General features: G+C 42.0%; 12 protein-coding genes. 9 read left to right on the top strand and 3 right to left on the bottom strand.

What is annotated here, in order from left to right; translation table 11 throughout:
• Positions 1 to 180 precede the first annotated feature (180 nt).
• On the top strand, positions 181 to 1,680 hold the full coding sequence (locus PN499_RS03025; protein ID WP_272030213.1) for a phytoene desaturase family protein: 1,500 nt from the start codon (positions 181 to 183) through the stop codon (positions 1,678 to 1,680).
• 12 nt (positions 1,681 to 1,692) lie between these two features.
• Here the strand turns inward: PN499_RS03025 and PN499_RS03020 are convergent, their stop codons facing one another.
• Positions 1,693 to 2,700, bottom strand: coding sequence for a leucine-rich repeat domain-containing protein (locus PN499_RS03020; protein ID WP_272030212.1), 1,008 nt, complete (start codon positions 2,698 to 2,700; stop codon positions 1,693 to 1,695).
• 61 nt (positions 2,701 to 2,761) lie between these two features.
• Here PN499_RS03020 and PN499_RS03015 point away from each other — a divergent pair, with 61 nt between their 5' ends.
• The 3 genes from PN499_RS03015 to PN499_RS03005 all read left to right on the top strand — a co-directional run bounded on the left by PN499_RS03015 (position 2,762) and on the right by PN499_RS03005 (position 5,190).
• Positions 2,762 to 3,235 (top strand): ABA4-like family protein, encoded by a 474-nt coding sequence (locus PN499_RS03015; protein ID WP_272030211.1) that lies wholly within the window; start codon positions 2,762 to 2,764, stop codon positions 3,233 to 3,235.
• 123 nt (positions 3,236 to 3,358) lie between these two features.
• The gene (locus tag PN499_RS03010; protein WP_272030210.1) at positions 3,359 to 4,291 is read left to right on the top strand and encodes a DUF4351 domain-containing protein; all 933 of its coding nucleotides are present in this window, start codon (positions 3,359 to 3,361) and stop codon (positions 4,289 to 4,291) included.
• A 68-nt stretch (positions 4,292 to 4,359) separates the two neighbouring features.
• Positions 4,360 to 5,190 (top strand): metallophosphoesterase, encoded by an 831-nt coding sequence (locus tag PN499_RS03005; RefSeq protein WP_272030209.1) that lies wholly within the window; start codon positions 4,360 to 4,362, stop codon positions 5,188 to 5,190.
• A 160-nt stretch (positions 5,191 to 5,350) separates the two neighbouring features.
• Here the strand turns inward: PN499_RS03005 and rppA are convergent, their stop codons facing one another.
• Complete coding sequence (gene rppA / locus PN499_RS03000; protein WP_272030208.1) at positions 5,351 to 6,052, bottom strand: two-component system response regulator RppA; 702 nt, start codon at positions 6,050 to 6,052, stop codon at positions 5,351 to 5,353.
• A gap of 226 nt (positions 6,053 to 6,278) precedes the next feature.
• Positions 6,279 to 6,536: a hypothetical protein gene (locus PN499_RS02995; protein WP_272030207.1), complete on the bottom strand. Its 258-nt coding sequence runs from the start codon at positions 6,534 to 6,536 to the stop codon at positions 6,279 to 6,281.
• 203 nt (positions 6,537 to 6,739) lie between these two features.
• Here PN499_RS02995 and hisG point away from each other — a divergent pair, with 203 nt between their 5' ends.
• From hisG to PN499_RS02970, 5 genes are all read left to right on the top strand, one after another.
• A complete protein-coding gene (hisG, locus tag PN499_RS02990; RefSeq protein WP_007356637.1) occupies positions 6,740 to 7,384 on the top strand; it encodes an ATP phosphoribosyltransferase in 645 nt (214 codons plus the stop codon).
• A gap of 209 nt (positions 7,385 to 7,593) precedes the next feature.
• The gene (locus PN499_RS02985) at positions 7,594 to 9,423 is read left to right on the top strand and encodes an ABC transporter ATP-binding protein (RefSeq protein ID WP_272030206.1); all 1,830 of its coding nucleotides are present in this window, start codon (positions 7,594 to 7,596) and stop codon (positions 9,421 to 9,423) included.
• A 380-nt stretch (positions 9,424 to 9,803) separates the two neighbouring features.
• Positions 9,804 to 11,522: a glycosyltransferase family 39 protein gene (locus PN499_RS02980; protein WP_272030205.1), complete on the top strand. Its 1,719-nt coding sequence runs from the start codon at positions 9,804 to 9,806 to the stop codon at positions 11,520 to 11,522.
• 65 nt (positions 11,523 to 11,587) lie between these two features.
• Positions 11,588 to 12,214, top strand: a complete 627-nt coding sequence (locus PN499_RS02975) for a restriction endonuclease subunit R (RefSeq protein ID WP_272030204.1) — start codon at positions 11,588 to 11,590, stop codon at positions 12,212 to 12,214.
• A gap of 69 nt (positions 12,215 to 12,283) precedes the next feature.
• Positions 12,284 to 13,564 carry a bifunctional sterol desaturase/short chain dehydrogenase gene (locus PN499_RS02970; RefSeq protein ID WP_272030203.1) on the top strand — a complete coding sequence of 427 codons (1,281 nt, stop codon included), beginning with the start codon at positions 12,284 to 12,286 and terminating at the stop codon, positions 13,562 to 13,564.
• Positions 13,565 to 13,750 lie beyond the last annotated feature (186 nt).

Genomic DNA, 13,750 nt, shown 5'->3' with positions numbered 1-13,750 from the left:
GGAAGAAGGAAGAAGGAAGAGGGGATTGGTGTCAACTTAACGTCAAATTCTCAGTCTGACAGGGGTTAAAACCTCTGTCTCAAAGCTTAAGTCCTCTGAAGAGGACTGAAGAAAACTGTCAAATTCATTAGTCCTCTTAAGTGGATTTACTTAGATATTAAATCTCAAAGGTTTTGATTGATGGAAGATTTTGATGCGATCGCGATTGGTAGTGGTATTGGTGGATTAGTCGCTGCGGCGATGCTGGCGAGGTGCGGGAAACGCGCGATCGCCTGCGAAAGTCATATCATTGCTGGTGGCGCGGCCCATAGTTTCTCGCGCCAAGGTTTTCACTTTGATTCTGGCCCTTCGTTTTACTGCGGTTTGACCGATCGCAATTCGCGCAATCCTTTGCGCCAAGTGTTGGATATTTTGGGAGAATCGATAGAAGCGATCGCCTACGATCCGCTGGGATATTATCATTTTCCAGAGGGAAGTTTGCCAGTTTATGGGAATAGCGATCGCTATTTACAAGCTGTGGCTGAGTTTACACCTGAAGGCGCGAGGGAATTAGAGCAATTTCAACAAAGTTTATTGACTATTTACGACGCTTTAGAAGGGATTCCAGCGATCGCGCTGCGGGCTGATTGGCAATTAATTCCCCTGTTATTAACGCGATATTGGCCGTCTTTATTGAAGTTATTGCCACTTATAGGTGCGATCGGCAATTCCGTTGGACAGTTGGCGGATCGGGAGGTGCGCGATCCTTGGGTGCGACGGTTAATTGATGTAGAATGCTTTCTGCTATCGGGTTTGAAGGCGGAGGGGACGATCGCGCCAGAGATGGCTTTTATGTTTGGGGAGCGATCGCGGTCTATAATAGAGTATCCCATCGGTGGCAGCGCCGCGATCGTCGATGCTTTGGTCAGAGGTTTAACCCGTTGGGGCGGAAAATTGCGCTTAAACGCTCACGTAGAGCAGATTTTGGTAGAATCTGGCAAAGTTACGGGAGTCCAATTGCGCGGCGGTGAAATCCTCAAAGCACCGATTGTCATCTCGAATGCGACGATTTGGGATACTTGCACTAAATTGTTGCGATCGCAAGATTTGCCCGCCTCTTACCGCCAGAATGCCCTAGCTACGCCCGCTGTAGACAGCTTCATGCACCTGCATCTGGGCATTCGGGGGGATGGTTTGGAGGGTTTGACGGGCCATCACGTAGTTGTCCGGGATCGCGACGTGGATATCGCCGCACCTGGGAACACTTGCATGATCTCAATTCCTTCAGTTTGGGATGCAAACCTGGCCCCGCCTGGACACCATGCCATTCACGCTTACACGCTGGAACCCTTTGCAGACTGGAAACGGGACGAATTTTATCAACAGAGAAAACTTGAGCGATCGCAGTCTCTGTTCCAAGCCTTAGAAAAAATTATACCCGATGTGCGATCGCGCATAGTCCTAGAAATAATTGGCACGCCCCTAACTCACGCCCGTTTTTTGCGACGCTATCAAGGAACTTACGGGCCCGCGATCGCCGCCGGCAAAGGCACATTTCCAGGGCCCCACACCCCCATCAGCGGTTTATACTGCGTCGGTGATAGCACTATGCCGGGAATTGGCGTTCCTGCTGTTGCCGCCTCTGGTATTATATGTGCTAACACATTGCTATCGCCGGGCCAGACAGCGCAATTTTTGTAAGTCAGAAAATAGCTAAAATCGGCAGATAGTATCTGGATTCACAGGACAAACTTTGTTCGCGATCGGATTGCGGCGCAGATCTAGAAAAGACAGCTTATTAAGAGATTGAAGAGGATCTACATCTGATATTTGGTTATTAAATAGATCCAGCCAAGTTAAATTAGTCAAAGATTGCAAAGGAACCACATTATCAATCATATTATTGAACAGATAAAGCTCAGAAATATTAGTTAAAAATTGAAGTGGGCTAACATCTGACACTTGATTATTCCCCAGATTAAGCTCAGTTAAATTAATCAGGGAAGATAGGAAACTGACATCTAAGATTTGATTATTAAAGAGTACCAGCTTAGTAAGATTAGTTAGAAATGCCAACGGCTTCAAGTCTGATATTTTATTACTAAAAATTAGTAGATTCTTAAGTTTTTTTAGGTTGGCAATAGGGTTAATATCTGAGATTTGGTTTTCATAAAGATAGAGAGTAGTCAAATTTGTTAACCCTGCAAGCGAACTAATATCATTAATTTGATTATTGTAGAGAACGAGAGTAGTTAAGTTTGTTAGAGATTCCAGAGGACTGATATCGGATATTTGATTGTCAAAAAGGATAAGTGTAGTTAACTTAGTTAACTTAGCCAGAGGGCTAATATCGGATATTTGATTAGTATCAAGGACAAGTTCAGTAAGATTTGTGAGAGATTCCAGAGGACTAACATCTGATATTTGATTGACATCTAGAATTAGTGTTGTCAGGTTACTCAGAGATTTGAGAGGACTAATATCTGATATTGAATTGCTACCCAGATTCAGCGTAGTTAGCCTAGTCAAAGAGGAAAGAGGGCTAATATCATTAACTTGACTACGTTTAAGATTAAGCTCTGTAAGATTTGCCAAAAATTCCCCAGCTTGCTTGCAGTCAGAAACTTCACTTACTTGCAAAAGTAAATCCACAGTATATCTAGCCCCTGCGGAAAGATTTCCTTTATTCAAACACCAATCTGTAAAATCTTGCTCATTCATGGTAAAGTATTTTTAACAGCTCTAGTAATATTATATTCCTCGCAGGAGTCAACAACTAGCTATGACAGCAGAGCAAATTTTCAACGCCGCGAACATCTTTGTACTACCCTTCTGGGCATTAATGATTTTACTGCCTAACTGGGGAATTACCCGCAAAGTTATGAATTCCTTCATCCCATTTGTCGTGTTAGCGGTTCTGTATATATATCTGTTCATCACTTCTATTACTCCTGAAAACGCGGCGGCGCTCTCGAATCCCAAACTAGCAGATATTGCCCGATTTTTTGCAGATGAAAAAGCTACAGCAACGGGCTGGATACATTTTTTAGTGATGGATTTGTTTGTTGGTCGGTGGATTTATTGGGAAGGACAAAGAACAGGAGTTTGGACTATCCATTCCCTAGCTTTATCTTTATTTGCTGGCCCAATGGGATTGATATCACACATTGTAACTTATTGGGTAACTCAGAAATTTTTCCCATCTTCTGAGGATGGTCAGACAGTAAGTAAAACTACCCCAGTTGAACAAAGTTAAATCGTTGCGATTGTACTAACCCCCTGCTGTTTTAAAGGGGGGATTTTTTAATATCTTTAACATAAGTGAGAGCCGATTGCAGCCGATCGTGATTTTACCATCCAGATATGTTATCATAATTTTATGATCGACCACGACCGTTTATTTAAAGAACTCCTCTCCACCTTCTTTAAAGAATTTGTGGAGCTGTTTTTGCCAGATGTTTCGGCAGAATTAGAACCTGATTCCTTGGAGTTTCTAAATCCCGAAATATTTACCGATGTCACATCTGGGGAGAAATATCAAGCTGATTTAGTAGTGAAAGCCCAATTTAGGGGTCAAGAATCATACTTTATCATTCATCTCGAACACCAAGCACGTTCTGAAGCAGAGTTTGGCAAACGAATGTTTCGCTACTTTGCCCGTCTGTACGAGAAACATGGTGTGCCAGTTTATCCCGTCGTCATTTATTCCTACGATGAGCCTAAACTAGCAGCGCCAAATTTTCATCGGGTTGAATTTCCCGGTTTTATTGTATTAGAATTTAACTATCGCGCCATTCAGCTTAACCGCCTTCAGTGGCGAGATTTTGAGAATCAGCGCAATCCCGTAGCAAGTGCATTGATGGCTAAAATGCAGAAGTTAGATCGGGAACGTCCGACTGTTAAACTAGCATCTTTGCGCTTACTATCGAGTTTAGGGCTGAATCCAGCACAAGTGCAGTTAATTTCTGGATTTATTGATACTTACCTCAAGTTAAGTCCAGAGGAAAAAGAGGAGTTTGATGCTGAATTTGCTAAACTTGAATTAACGCAACAGGAGGGAGTTATGGAAATTGTCACCAGTTGGATGGAAGAGGGGATTCAGCTAGGGATTGAGCGAGGGATTCAACGAGGAATACAACAGGGAGAATCAGCACTAATTATACGTCTAGTTACCCGTCGAATTGGTGCTATTGACTTGGAAATACAGGAACAAATTCAGAGGTTATCTATCGCTCAATTAGAGGATTTGGGTGAGGCATTATTAGACTTTTCTAGCGCGGCTGATTTAACAAATTGGTTGCAGGATAAGTGAGAAGCGATCGCGCTTCTCTCCGCCCGTTTGCTAAGCTATAGTCGGCCCCGTCAAAAAACCTCCCATTCATGCACAGGTTATTAACAGGCAAACTGCGAGTCGAACGCTTAACCATAGCGATCGCCAACCTCCCAGCAAAACTCGCAGGAACCAAACTCGTACAGCTTACAGACTTCCACTACGACGGCCGACGACTATCCGATCGCTTACTGCAACAAGCGATCGCCGCTACTAACCAAGCAGAACCAGACCTAATCCTCTTAACAGGCGACTACATCACGGATGAACCCCAACCCATTCACGGCCTCGTCCAACAACTTAAAAACCTACAAAGTAGCGCCGGAATTTATGCCATACTTGGCAACCATGACTACTTTTACCAAGGGGCAAAAACAGAAGTTACTAACGCTTTAACTAACATCGGAATTCAAGTATTATATAATCAAACAGTCTATCCTTTAGGCTCAGAATTAGCATTAGTTGGTTTAGCGGATTTGTGGGATCGCAATTTCCTACCAGACGATACAATGGCATCAATAAATCCAGATATCCCTCGCATTGTCTTATCCCACAATCCTGATAGTGCTGAAAAATTGCAAAAGTGGCGCATAGATTTGCAACTATCCGGTCACACTCACGGCGGTCAAATCGTCATTCCCGGACTCGGGCCTGTATCAATCTGGATAGACTCAATTAGCCGTATGATTCCTAAATCAGTGAAGCGTAGAATCTCTTATTTTTCAATGGGAGAGCGAGTAGTTAATCATTGGGAATGGGCCAGTGGATTGCATCAAGTTGGCAGCAACTTACTTTATGTTAATCGTGGTTTAGGAACATATTTACCGGGAAGGTTATTTTGTCCCCCAGAAGTCACAATCATCACCTTAATAAGTAAGTAAAAATTAACTTAATAAATTTGATGATTGACTAGGTAACGCCACCCGGAAAGAAACCGGGTTTTTTGACGAAAATACTTCGCCTAGACTCACAGATTCTCTCAAAAACCAGGTTTCTGGAGCCATGAGCGTAAGTCCTATTTGAGTAAGTCCCGTTAACAAACTAGCTTCCTTCTCCTAATCGATATCCCTTACCATACACAGTATGAATCAGGGGCAAATCGCCTGCGGCTTCAATCTTTCGACGCAATAAACGAATTTGGGCTGCCAATACATTGCTACTCGGTTTTTCCCCCTCTGGCCATAAATATTGGTGAATTTGTTCGTGAGTCAATAGTTGACCGGGATGGCGCATCAAATATTCTAAAAGCTGGCATTCTTTTTCTGATAAATCAATTGTTCTCCCTCGGCGATAAGCTAACTGATTTTCAAAATCTAGTTCTAAATCGGCAACCTGCAAACGGTTGCTATCTCCAGAAAAGCTCGACAAACCTGTTTCTAAAATCGAAGGCCGCCGCAACAAAGCTCTAACTCTTGCCAACAACTCCCGCAATTCAAATGGTTTCACCAAATAGTCATCAGCACCTGCATCGAGTCCCTGAACGCGATCGTCTAGAGTATCTTTTGCAGTCAGAAATAACACAGGTGTAGCCCGACCTTCCGACCGCAATTTTTGACAAATTGCTAATCCCGTTTTTCCTGGTAACATCCAATCTAGAATCAGTAAATCGTAGTTTCCTTGGGTAGCAAACTCACTTCCTGTTGCTCCATTATCAGCCACATCAACCTCATAACCTTCGCGAGTTAGCACTCGACTTAGAGGGTCGGTCAGCTCAATTTCATCATCAACTAATAGAATTTTCATGTAGATTTTTAATTTTTAATTGGTAATTGGTAATTGGTAATTGGTAATTGGGGATATACCTCCCCATCTCCCCCTCTCCCCTTCTTTCCCTAGCCCCTAGTCCCTTCTTCTATAATTGGTAATTGGTAAGTCTCACAATATTAATCTTTCTCCCTGATAGCAAAAATATATTATCTAGACGATCGCTCCTGTTCGCGATCGTCTGCATATTTATCATTGTAACCCGTTAACAGCCGCCCAAAGTACCCCGGTGTTGGGAAATTTCGTCTTCTGAAAGTGGCGGAATCATTCCGCCAAATTCCACCTGAAACCAAGCCTCTCTGGTGCTGTGGGTTATCTGTTGATTGACAGTAGGTACTTGTACGGTATAGTCGATCTCTTCAGGATCAACGCCGCCACCGGAAATGATTTCTTCGACTGTAATGTTTTTCAGAACACTCGCATCTATCGTGTGAAAGTCTTTTGGTTCTTGATTATTTTGCATATAAACCACCTTTAACAAAAGTGACTACATCTAAATATATCCAGAAAAAACTGTTACCGCAAGAGCTAGAAAATTTATTTATTAGTCAGTTATCCGTGTTATTGTAGTTTCGGTAAAAGCTGCTGACGCTAAGCTGCGTAGGCGTAGCCAGCCGTAGGCATCGCGCCGATCCAAAATTGACTTACTTGCCATCAAAAATTCCTATGCTTACCTTTGCACTTCCTAAAGGCGCTTTATTAGTTGACAGCATTCGGCTGTTGCAATCTGTGGGATTAGACTTCAGTGCTTTTCTAGATTCATCTAATCGCCAACTTCAAATTTCTGACCCCACCAATACAGCTAAAGCTTTACTGGTAAGAGCTCAAGATGTACCTGTTTATGTAGAATACGGTCAAGCTCAAGTCGGAATTGTCGGCTATGATGTTTTGCGGGAGAAAAAACCAAAAGTTGCTAACTTAATTGATTTAAAATTTGGTCAATGTCGGCTATCAGTAGCAGTGAAAGAATCTAGTCCTTATCGGCGGACTGTGGAATTGCCCCCTCACGGTAGAGTTGCTTCTAAATTTGTCTACTGTGCTAGAGAACATTTTCACAATTTGAATATGCCTGTGGAAATTGTACCCCTTTATGGTTCCGTTGAATTAGGGCCAATTACGGGGATGTCCGAGGCAATTGTTGATTTAGTTTCCACAGGTCGCACTCTACGGGAAAATGGCTTAATTGAGATTGAAGTTTTGTTTGAGAGTACAGCTTATTTGATTGCTCATCCTTTGAGTTATCGATTAAATGTGGGAGATTTTGATGAGTTGATTAAAAAACTCAGAGCCCAAATTCTTACCCCAGTATAAACTTAGCAGGGTGGGCAATACCCACCCCCAAAACTTATTTTGACACTCTTACCAAGGTATTGTAATTTTCAACTAAAATGATAGACTCTGCACGAGATCACAATTTTGAGATACAATATAAATCTCTATTTCTTCAAGGAGCGCAATATAACCTCCAGCTCTACATTAGAAAAGCGTGCTTTTTTGCCAAACTACTGCATAGATTTTAAATGACCAGCTTATCACCCCTGAAAGACAGCTCCAAAAACAACTCGCCCCGTGAAACAGACTGGCGATTATTCCAGCGGCTAATACCTTATGCCCTTCGTAGCAAACGCCTGTTAGCAATCTCCATTTTCTTATTAGTACCCCTATCAGTATCGGGAGCAATTCAACCCATCGTCATCGGGCAGGCAATTTCGCTAATTCGGTCAGAACCTACCTATAAATTTTTGCAAGGAATGCCTTTATCCCAAGGGTTGAATTTTCTAGGTGTACTATTGCTATTAACAATAGCCTTGCGTCTAGGTTTGCAATCACTTCAAGGCTATCTAGTTACTAAATTAGGTCAGCAAATCACCACAGATATTCGCAATGATTTATTCGATCATGTACTTTCTTTAGCAGTGCGATTTTTTGACCGAACTCCTGTAGGTAAATTAATTACTCGCCTCACCAGCGATGTAGAAGCTTTGGGAGATGTATTTTCCACAGGGGCGATTGGAATTGTTAGCGATTTATTTTCGATTGTAGTGATTGCCATAGCGATGTTTACATTGCAGTGGCAACTGGCTTTAATGCTAGTATTAATGATGATCCCAGTCACCGCACTAATTATATATTTTCAACAGCAGTACCGCCAAGAGAATTATAAAGCGAGGGAAGAACTTTCTGGGCTAAATTCACAACTGCAAGAAAACCTAAGTGGTATTGGCGTAGTCCAATTATTTCGCCGCGAACAGTTCAACTCCGAATTATTTCGCACTACCAACCGTCGCTATATTGATGCAGTTGATAAAACCATCTTTTACGATTCGGCTGTATCTGCTACATTAGAGTGGATTGCATTAGTCGCGATCGCAGCCGTTTTGTGGATGGGCGGTCAAAGTGTTTTAGAAGGTAATCTCTATTTTGGCACACTTTCTGCCTTTATTCTATTTGCTCAGCGCCTCTTCGATCCCTTACGGCAATTTGCAGAAAAGTTTACCTCCCTACAAGCAGGATTTACTGCTGTTGAACGCATCAATGACATTCTTAATGAACCCATAGAGATTCGCGATCCCGTCAGGAAAGAAAAAGATAATCAGCAATTATCAATTACTAATTCTAAAAGTGGTGAAATTAGTTTCGATCGGGTCTGGTTTGCGTACAAACAAGATGAATACGTACTCAAAGATTTAGATTTTACCATCCGTCCCGGTGAAAAAGTCGCTTTAGTTGGCCCGACTGGAGCTGGTAAAAGTTCGATTATCCGCCTCCTTTGTCGTCTTTACGAACCCACTAGCGGCCGCATTCTTGTTGATGGTATCGATATTCGAGAGTTACCTCAAGCAGAACTAAGGCGGCACATAGGCGTGATTCTGCAAGACGGTTTTCTCTTCGCTGGCGATGTCAAAAGTAATATTAGCCTTGGTGAAACTTACTCAATTGAGGAAATCCAAGCAGCAGCAGAAAAGACGAATGTAGCTAGTTTAATTGAACAGTTACCTCAAGGTTATAACACTCAATTGCGGGAGCGGGGAACCAATCTTTCCGGCGGACAAAAGCAGTTATTAGCTTTCGCTCGTGCGGCAATTCGCGACCCTGAAATTTTGGTGCTAGATGAAGCAACAGCTAGCTTAGATGTCGGGACAGAAGCTTTAATTCAGGAGGCATTAGATCGGATGCTTGTCGGTAGGACAGCTATCATTATTGCTCACAGACTATCGACAATTCGCAATGTTGACAGAATTTTAGTCCTGAAGCGAGGACAATTAGTAGAGTCTGGAAACCATGATGAATTGTTAGAGCAAGATGGACTGTATGCGAGTTTATACAAGTTGCAAATGCTAGGGAATTAACAGCATAATTTCAAGAAATCAAAAAGTTGCTAGTCAACTTTTTGATATGCTCGATCTAAATTGATAGTGATATAGGACTTACGCAGGTCGTCCCAGAAACCGGGTTTGTGAGAGAATCTGTGAGTAAAAACTAAGTATTTTCGTCAAAAAACCCGGTTTCTTTGGTTGGGTGCGTAAGTCCTGTTGATGGCAAAACATCTGTGCCGATTGAAACATTTATATCCTAAATTTTCTAGTCAGCAGATGAAACTTGCCAGTATTTTCTGAATTGAAACTTGTAGAACTTTTTAACGCAATTTTGTTTGAGGTTTGAATTATATCATTCCGATACCAGCTATCGCTGCTACAATATCATCTACTCACCGACTACTAGAGTAAGTATGGCATCTACACCCGATCGAGCTATTAGCAAAAATCATCTTCTGTTGGTAATTATTTTATTAGTAATCATCATCCTTTTAGGTATAGGATTTCGCTTCTTTAAAATCGACCATAAATTATACTGGCATGATGAAGTTTATACATCAATGCGAGCGGCTGGATTCACCCGTCAAGAAATTGATAATAACTTATTTCAAAACCGCATTATCGCAGCCTCGGAATTGCATAAATACCAAAGATTGAAACCAGAAAGTACAGCCGCCGATACAATTTACTCATTGGTAACTGAAGATCCGCAACATCCCCCATTATACTTTCTCCTAGCTCGTTTCTGGATGCAACATTTTGGGAGTTCTTTAACAGCATCTCGCAGCTTAGCAGCATTATTAAGTTTACTAGCATTTCCCCTAATTTACGCCTTGAGTTGGGAACTGTTTTCCTCACATTTGGTGGCGTTATTGGCAACAGCTTTTATAGCTTTATCTCCTTTTGATATCTTATATGCTCAGACGGCAAGACAGTACAGCTTGTTGGCAGTAACAGTTATTGGTAGTAGTTGGTTGCTACTAAGAGCAATGCGCTTACAGAGTTGGAAAAACTGGGGCTTTTATGCACTCTCGATCTCCCTCGGTTTATATGCCCATCCTTTCTTTGCTCTCACACTGATTGGACAAGGATCGTTCCTTATTTGTCGTCGATTATTTATTAATAATTCCTCAAGCCAAGGTGATGTAAATACAAGAGATTTCAGCTCGATTGATTACAAAACCTCACCTGCTCTATCAGGAACTATTCCCTTACCAAGGGGAGGATTAGGAAGGGGTGTATTCAATTCAAGTAAAAACTCCTATATTTCTCAATTTTTATTAGCAGTAATCGCTGCAATCATTCTTTATATCCCTTGGCTATTCGTACTCATAACTAATTTTCAACGGGCATCGGATACGACAAAATGGACTCACTTATCACCCGGCTTTATTTACCTTCTAAAGCTTTGGTTACTCAGTTTTACAGCCATATTTGTAGACCTAGATTTTGGCTTTGATAGTGTCTGGACTTATCTACTAAGGCTGCCCTTTCTGCTCCTAATTATTGGGGCAATTTACCAAATCTACCATCACACTAGCCGTTCAACTACCCTATTTATTCTCACATCAGCTTTTGTCCCTTTTCTCATACTTGCCCTGCCAGATATCATTTTAGGTGGTAAGCGGTCTGCTGTCAGCCGCTACCTAGTATCCTGTTTTCCGGGAATCCAGCTAGCAGTTGGTTACTTATTGGCAACTAAAATTCAAACTTCACAACGACTCTGGCGAGTTGTTTTGGCTGCCGTGTTCACGGCTAGTATAGTATCTTGTACAGTTAGCGCTTTTTCTGATACTTGGTGGAACAAAGACTTAAGCTATTATAATGCAGAAATTGCCAGAGTTATCAATAAAAATACACTCAATACAACCTCTCGCAAGCCCCAATTAGTAATTGCTGATAGTGGCGATGATTTCACTAATATGGGTGATTTGATATCTTTAAGCTATTTACTTGATAAAGATGTGCAATTGCTGCTGTTGAGCGAGTCCTATAACTTTGATTTGCTTAGAGACTATGCGGATTCCTTCGTGTTCCGGCCTTCGGAAAAATTCCGCTTAGCTATTGAGCAAAAACAAGGTAAGCTAGAGCCAGTATTGGAATATGCACGGCTGTGGAAATTGAAGCTCTAGTGAAAGTAAATTTATTAGCTATAATGGATGGAGATCCAATGATTTATTAGCCGAAGTGAGAGACTATGATTCAAAAACTCCAAGCAAAAGATATTAACATCCGCGATTTAATCGATAAGTTTGGACTTCAGCGAGTTCGCAATCCAGAATTTTTTCGAGAATGGCAAGAAAACTTACCAGAAATAACTGACATAGAAAAACAACAGCTAGATCGAGTTCAAGAGGGATATTTTAACTTACTGGACTATCCCCCTTTACGAGAAACTGTCGTTAAACTAACTATAGTCAGCCCCATTTTGTTTATTGCTGGTTTTTTTGTGTCTCCTTTTCACATCAGAGCAGAAAAATCAATTCAAATTCAGGAGGAAGATGAAGGAAGAATCATCGAAGGTAGAATAGATATATTAATCTTGAAAAAAAACTTTTGGGTGACAGTCATAGAATCCAAACAACTTTCATTCTCAGTTGATGAAGGACTAGCACAACTCTTGGCTTATATGCTAGCAGACCCCAATCCAGAAACTCCTACTTTTGGCTTAATCACTACGGGTGCTAACTTCACTTTTGTCAAGTTACTCAGAGGAGAAATTCCGCAGTACGCGACATCTGACGAATTCGTAATTCGCAATCAACCTAATGAATTGTACAGCGTTTTGCAAATATTAAAACGCTTAAGTCAATTAATACCCTAGCCAGAAAACCCATTTTAAGTTATCTTCCAAAATGATATGTAATATCTCAAATTTAAAATCGGTGTGACCATGACAAATTATTGGATAGCAGCAGCTTGGGGATTAGGTTCTGTACTATTAGCAGAAGTAGTGCGAGACCTTTACCACTTCCTGGCCCATATTTACCCCCCCCTCTATCGGCTGCACGTATGGCATCACCGCGTCTTTCGGCCCAATTTAACCCCCGTCAACGATTGCATTTACCAACAAGCTCATTGGCGTAATGACGTGCCTGAAGCCTTAGTAATGCTGTCTAGTTGCTTACTGTTATGGGGTGTAGCCTACATCACCACCCCAAACTTTCACCCCTGGGCTCTCGTCGGTTGTACCTACACATTAGGTTTCTTGCTAAGTGCGATCGCGCGTGGCTATGGCCTCAAAGGTGCAGGCGAACTCACCGACTTAACTCATCAACCAGGCGACTTCCTCACCCCACCCTCTAGCTGGTTAGTCAACCGTCCCTATCACTGGCGGCACCACTTTGACAACCAAAATGCTTACTATTGCGGTACAATCACCCTACTAGACAAACTCATGGGTACAGCACTTTCCCTTAAAGGCAAAACCATCGCCGTCACTGGGGCCTCTGGGACGCTAGGTCGCGAACTCTTGACGCAACTCCACAAAGCGGGAGCCAAAGTCATCGCCCTCACATCGGGAACGCAAACCCTAAGCTTGAATCTAGACGGTGAAGAGTTGCCTATCACTACTATAAATTGGCGAATAAGTCAAGAGTCCCACTTAGGAGAATTGCTAGAAAAAGTTGATATTCTAGTCATTAATCACGGGATCAACGTACACGGCGACAGAACAAAAGACGCGATCGCCAACTCCTACGAAATCAACACCTTCTCAGCATTCAGACTCATCGAATTATTCCTCACCACCGTCCGCACAAACGAAGACATCGCACGTAAAGAAATCTGGGTAAACACCTCAGAAGCTGAAGTAATTCCAGCAGTTAGCCCCCTCTACGAACTTAGCAAACGTGCCTTGGGAGACTTAGTAACATTGCGCCGCCTAGACGCTCCCTGCGTCATCCGCAAACTAATTTTAGGCCCCTTTAAAAGCAATCTCAATCCCATCGGCATCATGTCCGCAGACTGGGTAGCTAAGCAAATAGTCAAAAAAGCTAAATCGGATCATCGTAACATCATCGTCACCATTAATCCCTTAACATTGCTCATTTTTCCCCTCAAAGAATTCTTCGTTTCTCTCTACTTTCAAATCTTTAGTCGCAAAGATTCCTTACAAGGAGTAGGAATAGAAGCATCTAACGTTGAAGTGAAAGCCAAAGAAACTATCAAGTAGAACTCTGGAGAGCGATCGCCAGAAACCGGGTTTCTTCATAAATATTTTATTGAGAAAACAATAATTTTTCACAGAAACCCGGTTTCTTCAATTTGACCCTTGATTATAAGTAGGTGGACATAAATAAACGCTATAAATTGTAAGGTGGGCGCTCGCCGCAACCATCTTCTTCTATGAGTTACAGGT

Source organism: Kamptonema animale CS-326, from assembly GCF_028330895.1.
In the GTDB taxonomy this organism is placed as follows: Bacteria; Cyanobacteriota; Cyanobacteriia; order Cyanobacteriales; family Microcoleaceae; genus Kamptonema; species Kamptonema formosum.
This window is presented reverse-complemented; position numbering and strand designations above follow the sequence as displayed.

Bases quoted from the DNA above. Each gene is read 5' to 3' on its own strand.
- PN499_RS02995 (WP_272030207.1), bottom strand. From the start codon at position 6,536: ATGCAAAATAATCAAGAACCAAAAGACTTTCACACGATAGATGCGAGT.
- PN499_RS02985 (WP_272030206.1), top strand. From the start codon at position 7,594: ATGACCAGCTTATCACCCCTGAAAGACAGCTCCAAAAACAACTCGCCC.
- PN499_RS03015 (WP_272030211.1), top strand. From the start codon at position 2,762: ATGACAGCAGAGCAAATTTTCAACGCCGCGAACATCTTTGTACTACCC.
- PN499_RS02970 (WP_272030203.1), top strand. From the start codon at position 12,284: ATGACAAATTATTGGATAGCAGCAGCTTGGGGATTAGGTTCTGTACTA.
- hisG (WP_007356637.1), top strand. From the start codon at position 6,740: ATGCTTACCTTTGCACTTCCTAAAGGCGCTTTATTAGTTGACAGCATT.
- PN499_RS03005 (WP_272030209.1), top strand. From the start codon at position 4,360: ATGCACAGGTTATTAACAGGCAAACTGCGAGTCGAACGCTTAACCATA.
- PN499_RS02975 (WP_272030204.1), top strand. From the start codon at position 11,588: ATGATTCAAAAACTCCAAGCAAAAGATATTAACATCCGCGATTTAATC.
- PN499_RS03020 (WP_272030212.1), bottom strand. From the start codon at position 2,700: ATGAATGAGCAAGATTTTACAGATTGGTGTTTGAATAAAGGAAATCTT.
- PN499_RS03010 (WP_272030210.1), top strand. From the start codon at position 3,359: ATGATCGACCACGACCGTTTATTTAAAGAACTCCTCTCCACCTTCTTT.
- PN499_RS02980 (WP_272030205.1), top strand. From the start codon at position 9,804: ATGGCATCTACACCCGATCGAGCTATTAGCAAAAATCATCTTCTGTTG.
- PN499_RS03025 (WP_272030213.1), top strand. From the start codon at position 181: ATGGAAGATTTTGATGCGATCGCGATTGGTAGTGGTATTGGTGGATTA.
- rppA (WP_272030208.1), bottom strand. From the start codon at position 6,052: ATGAAAATTCTATTAGTTGATGATGAAATTGAGCTGACCGACCCTCTA.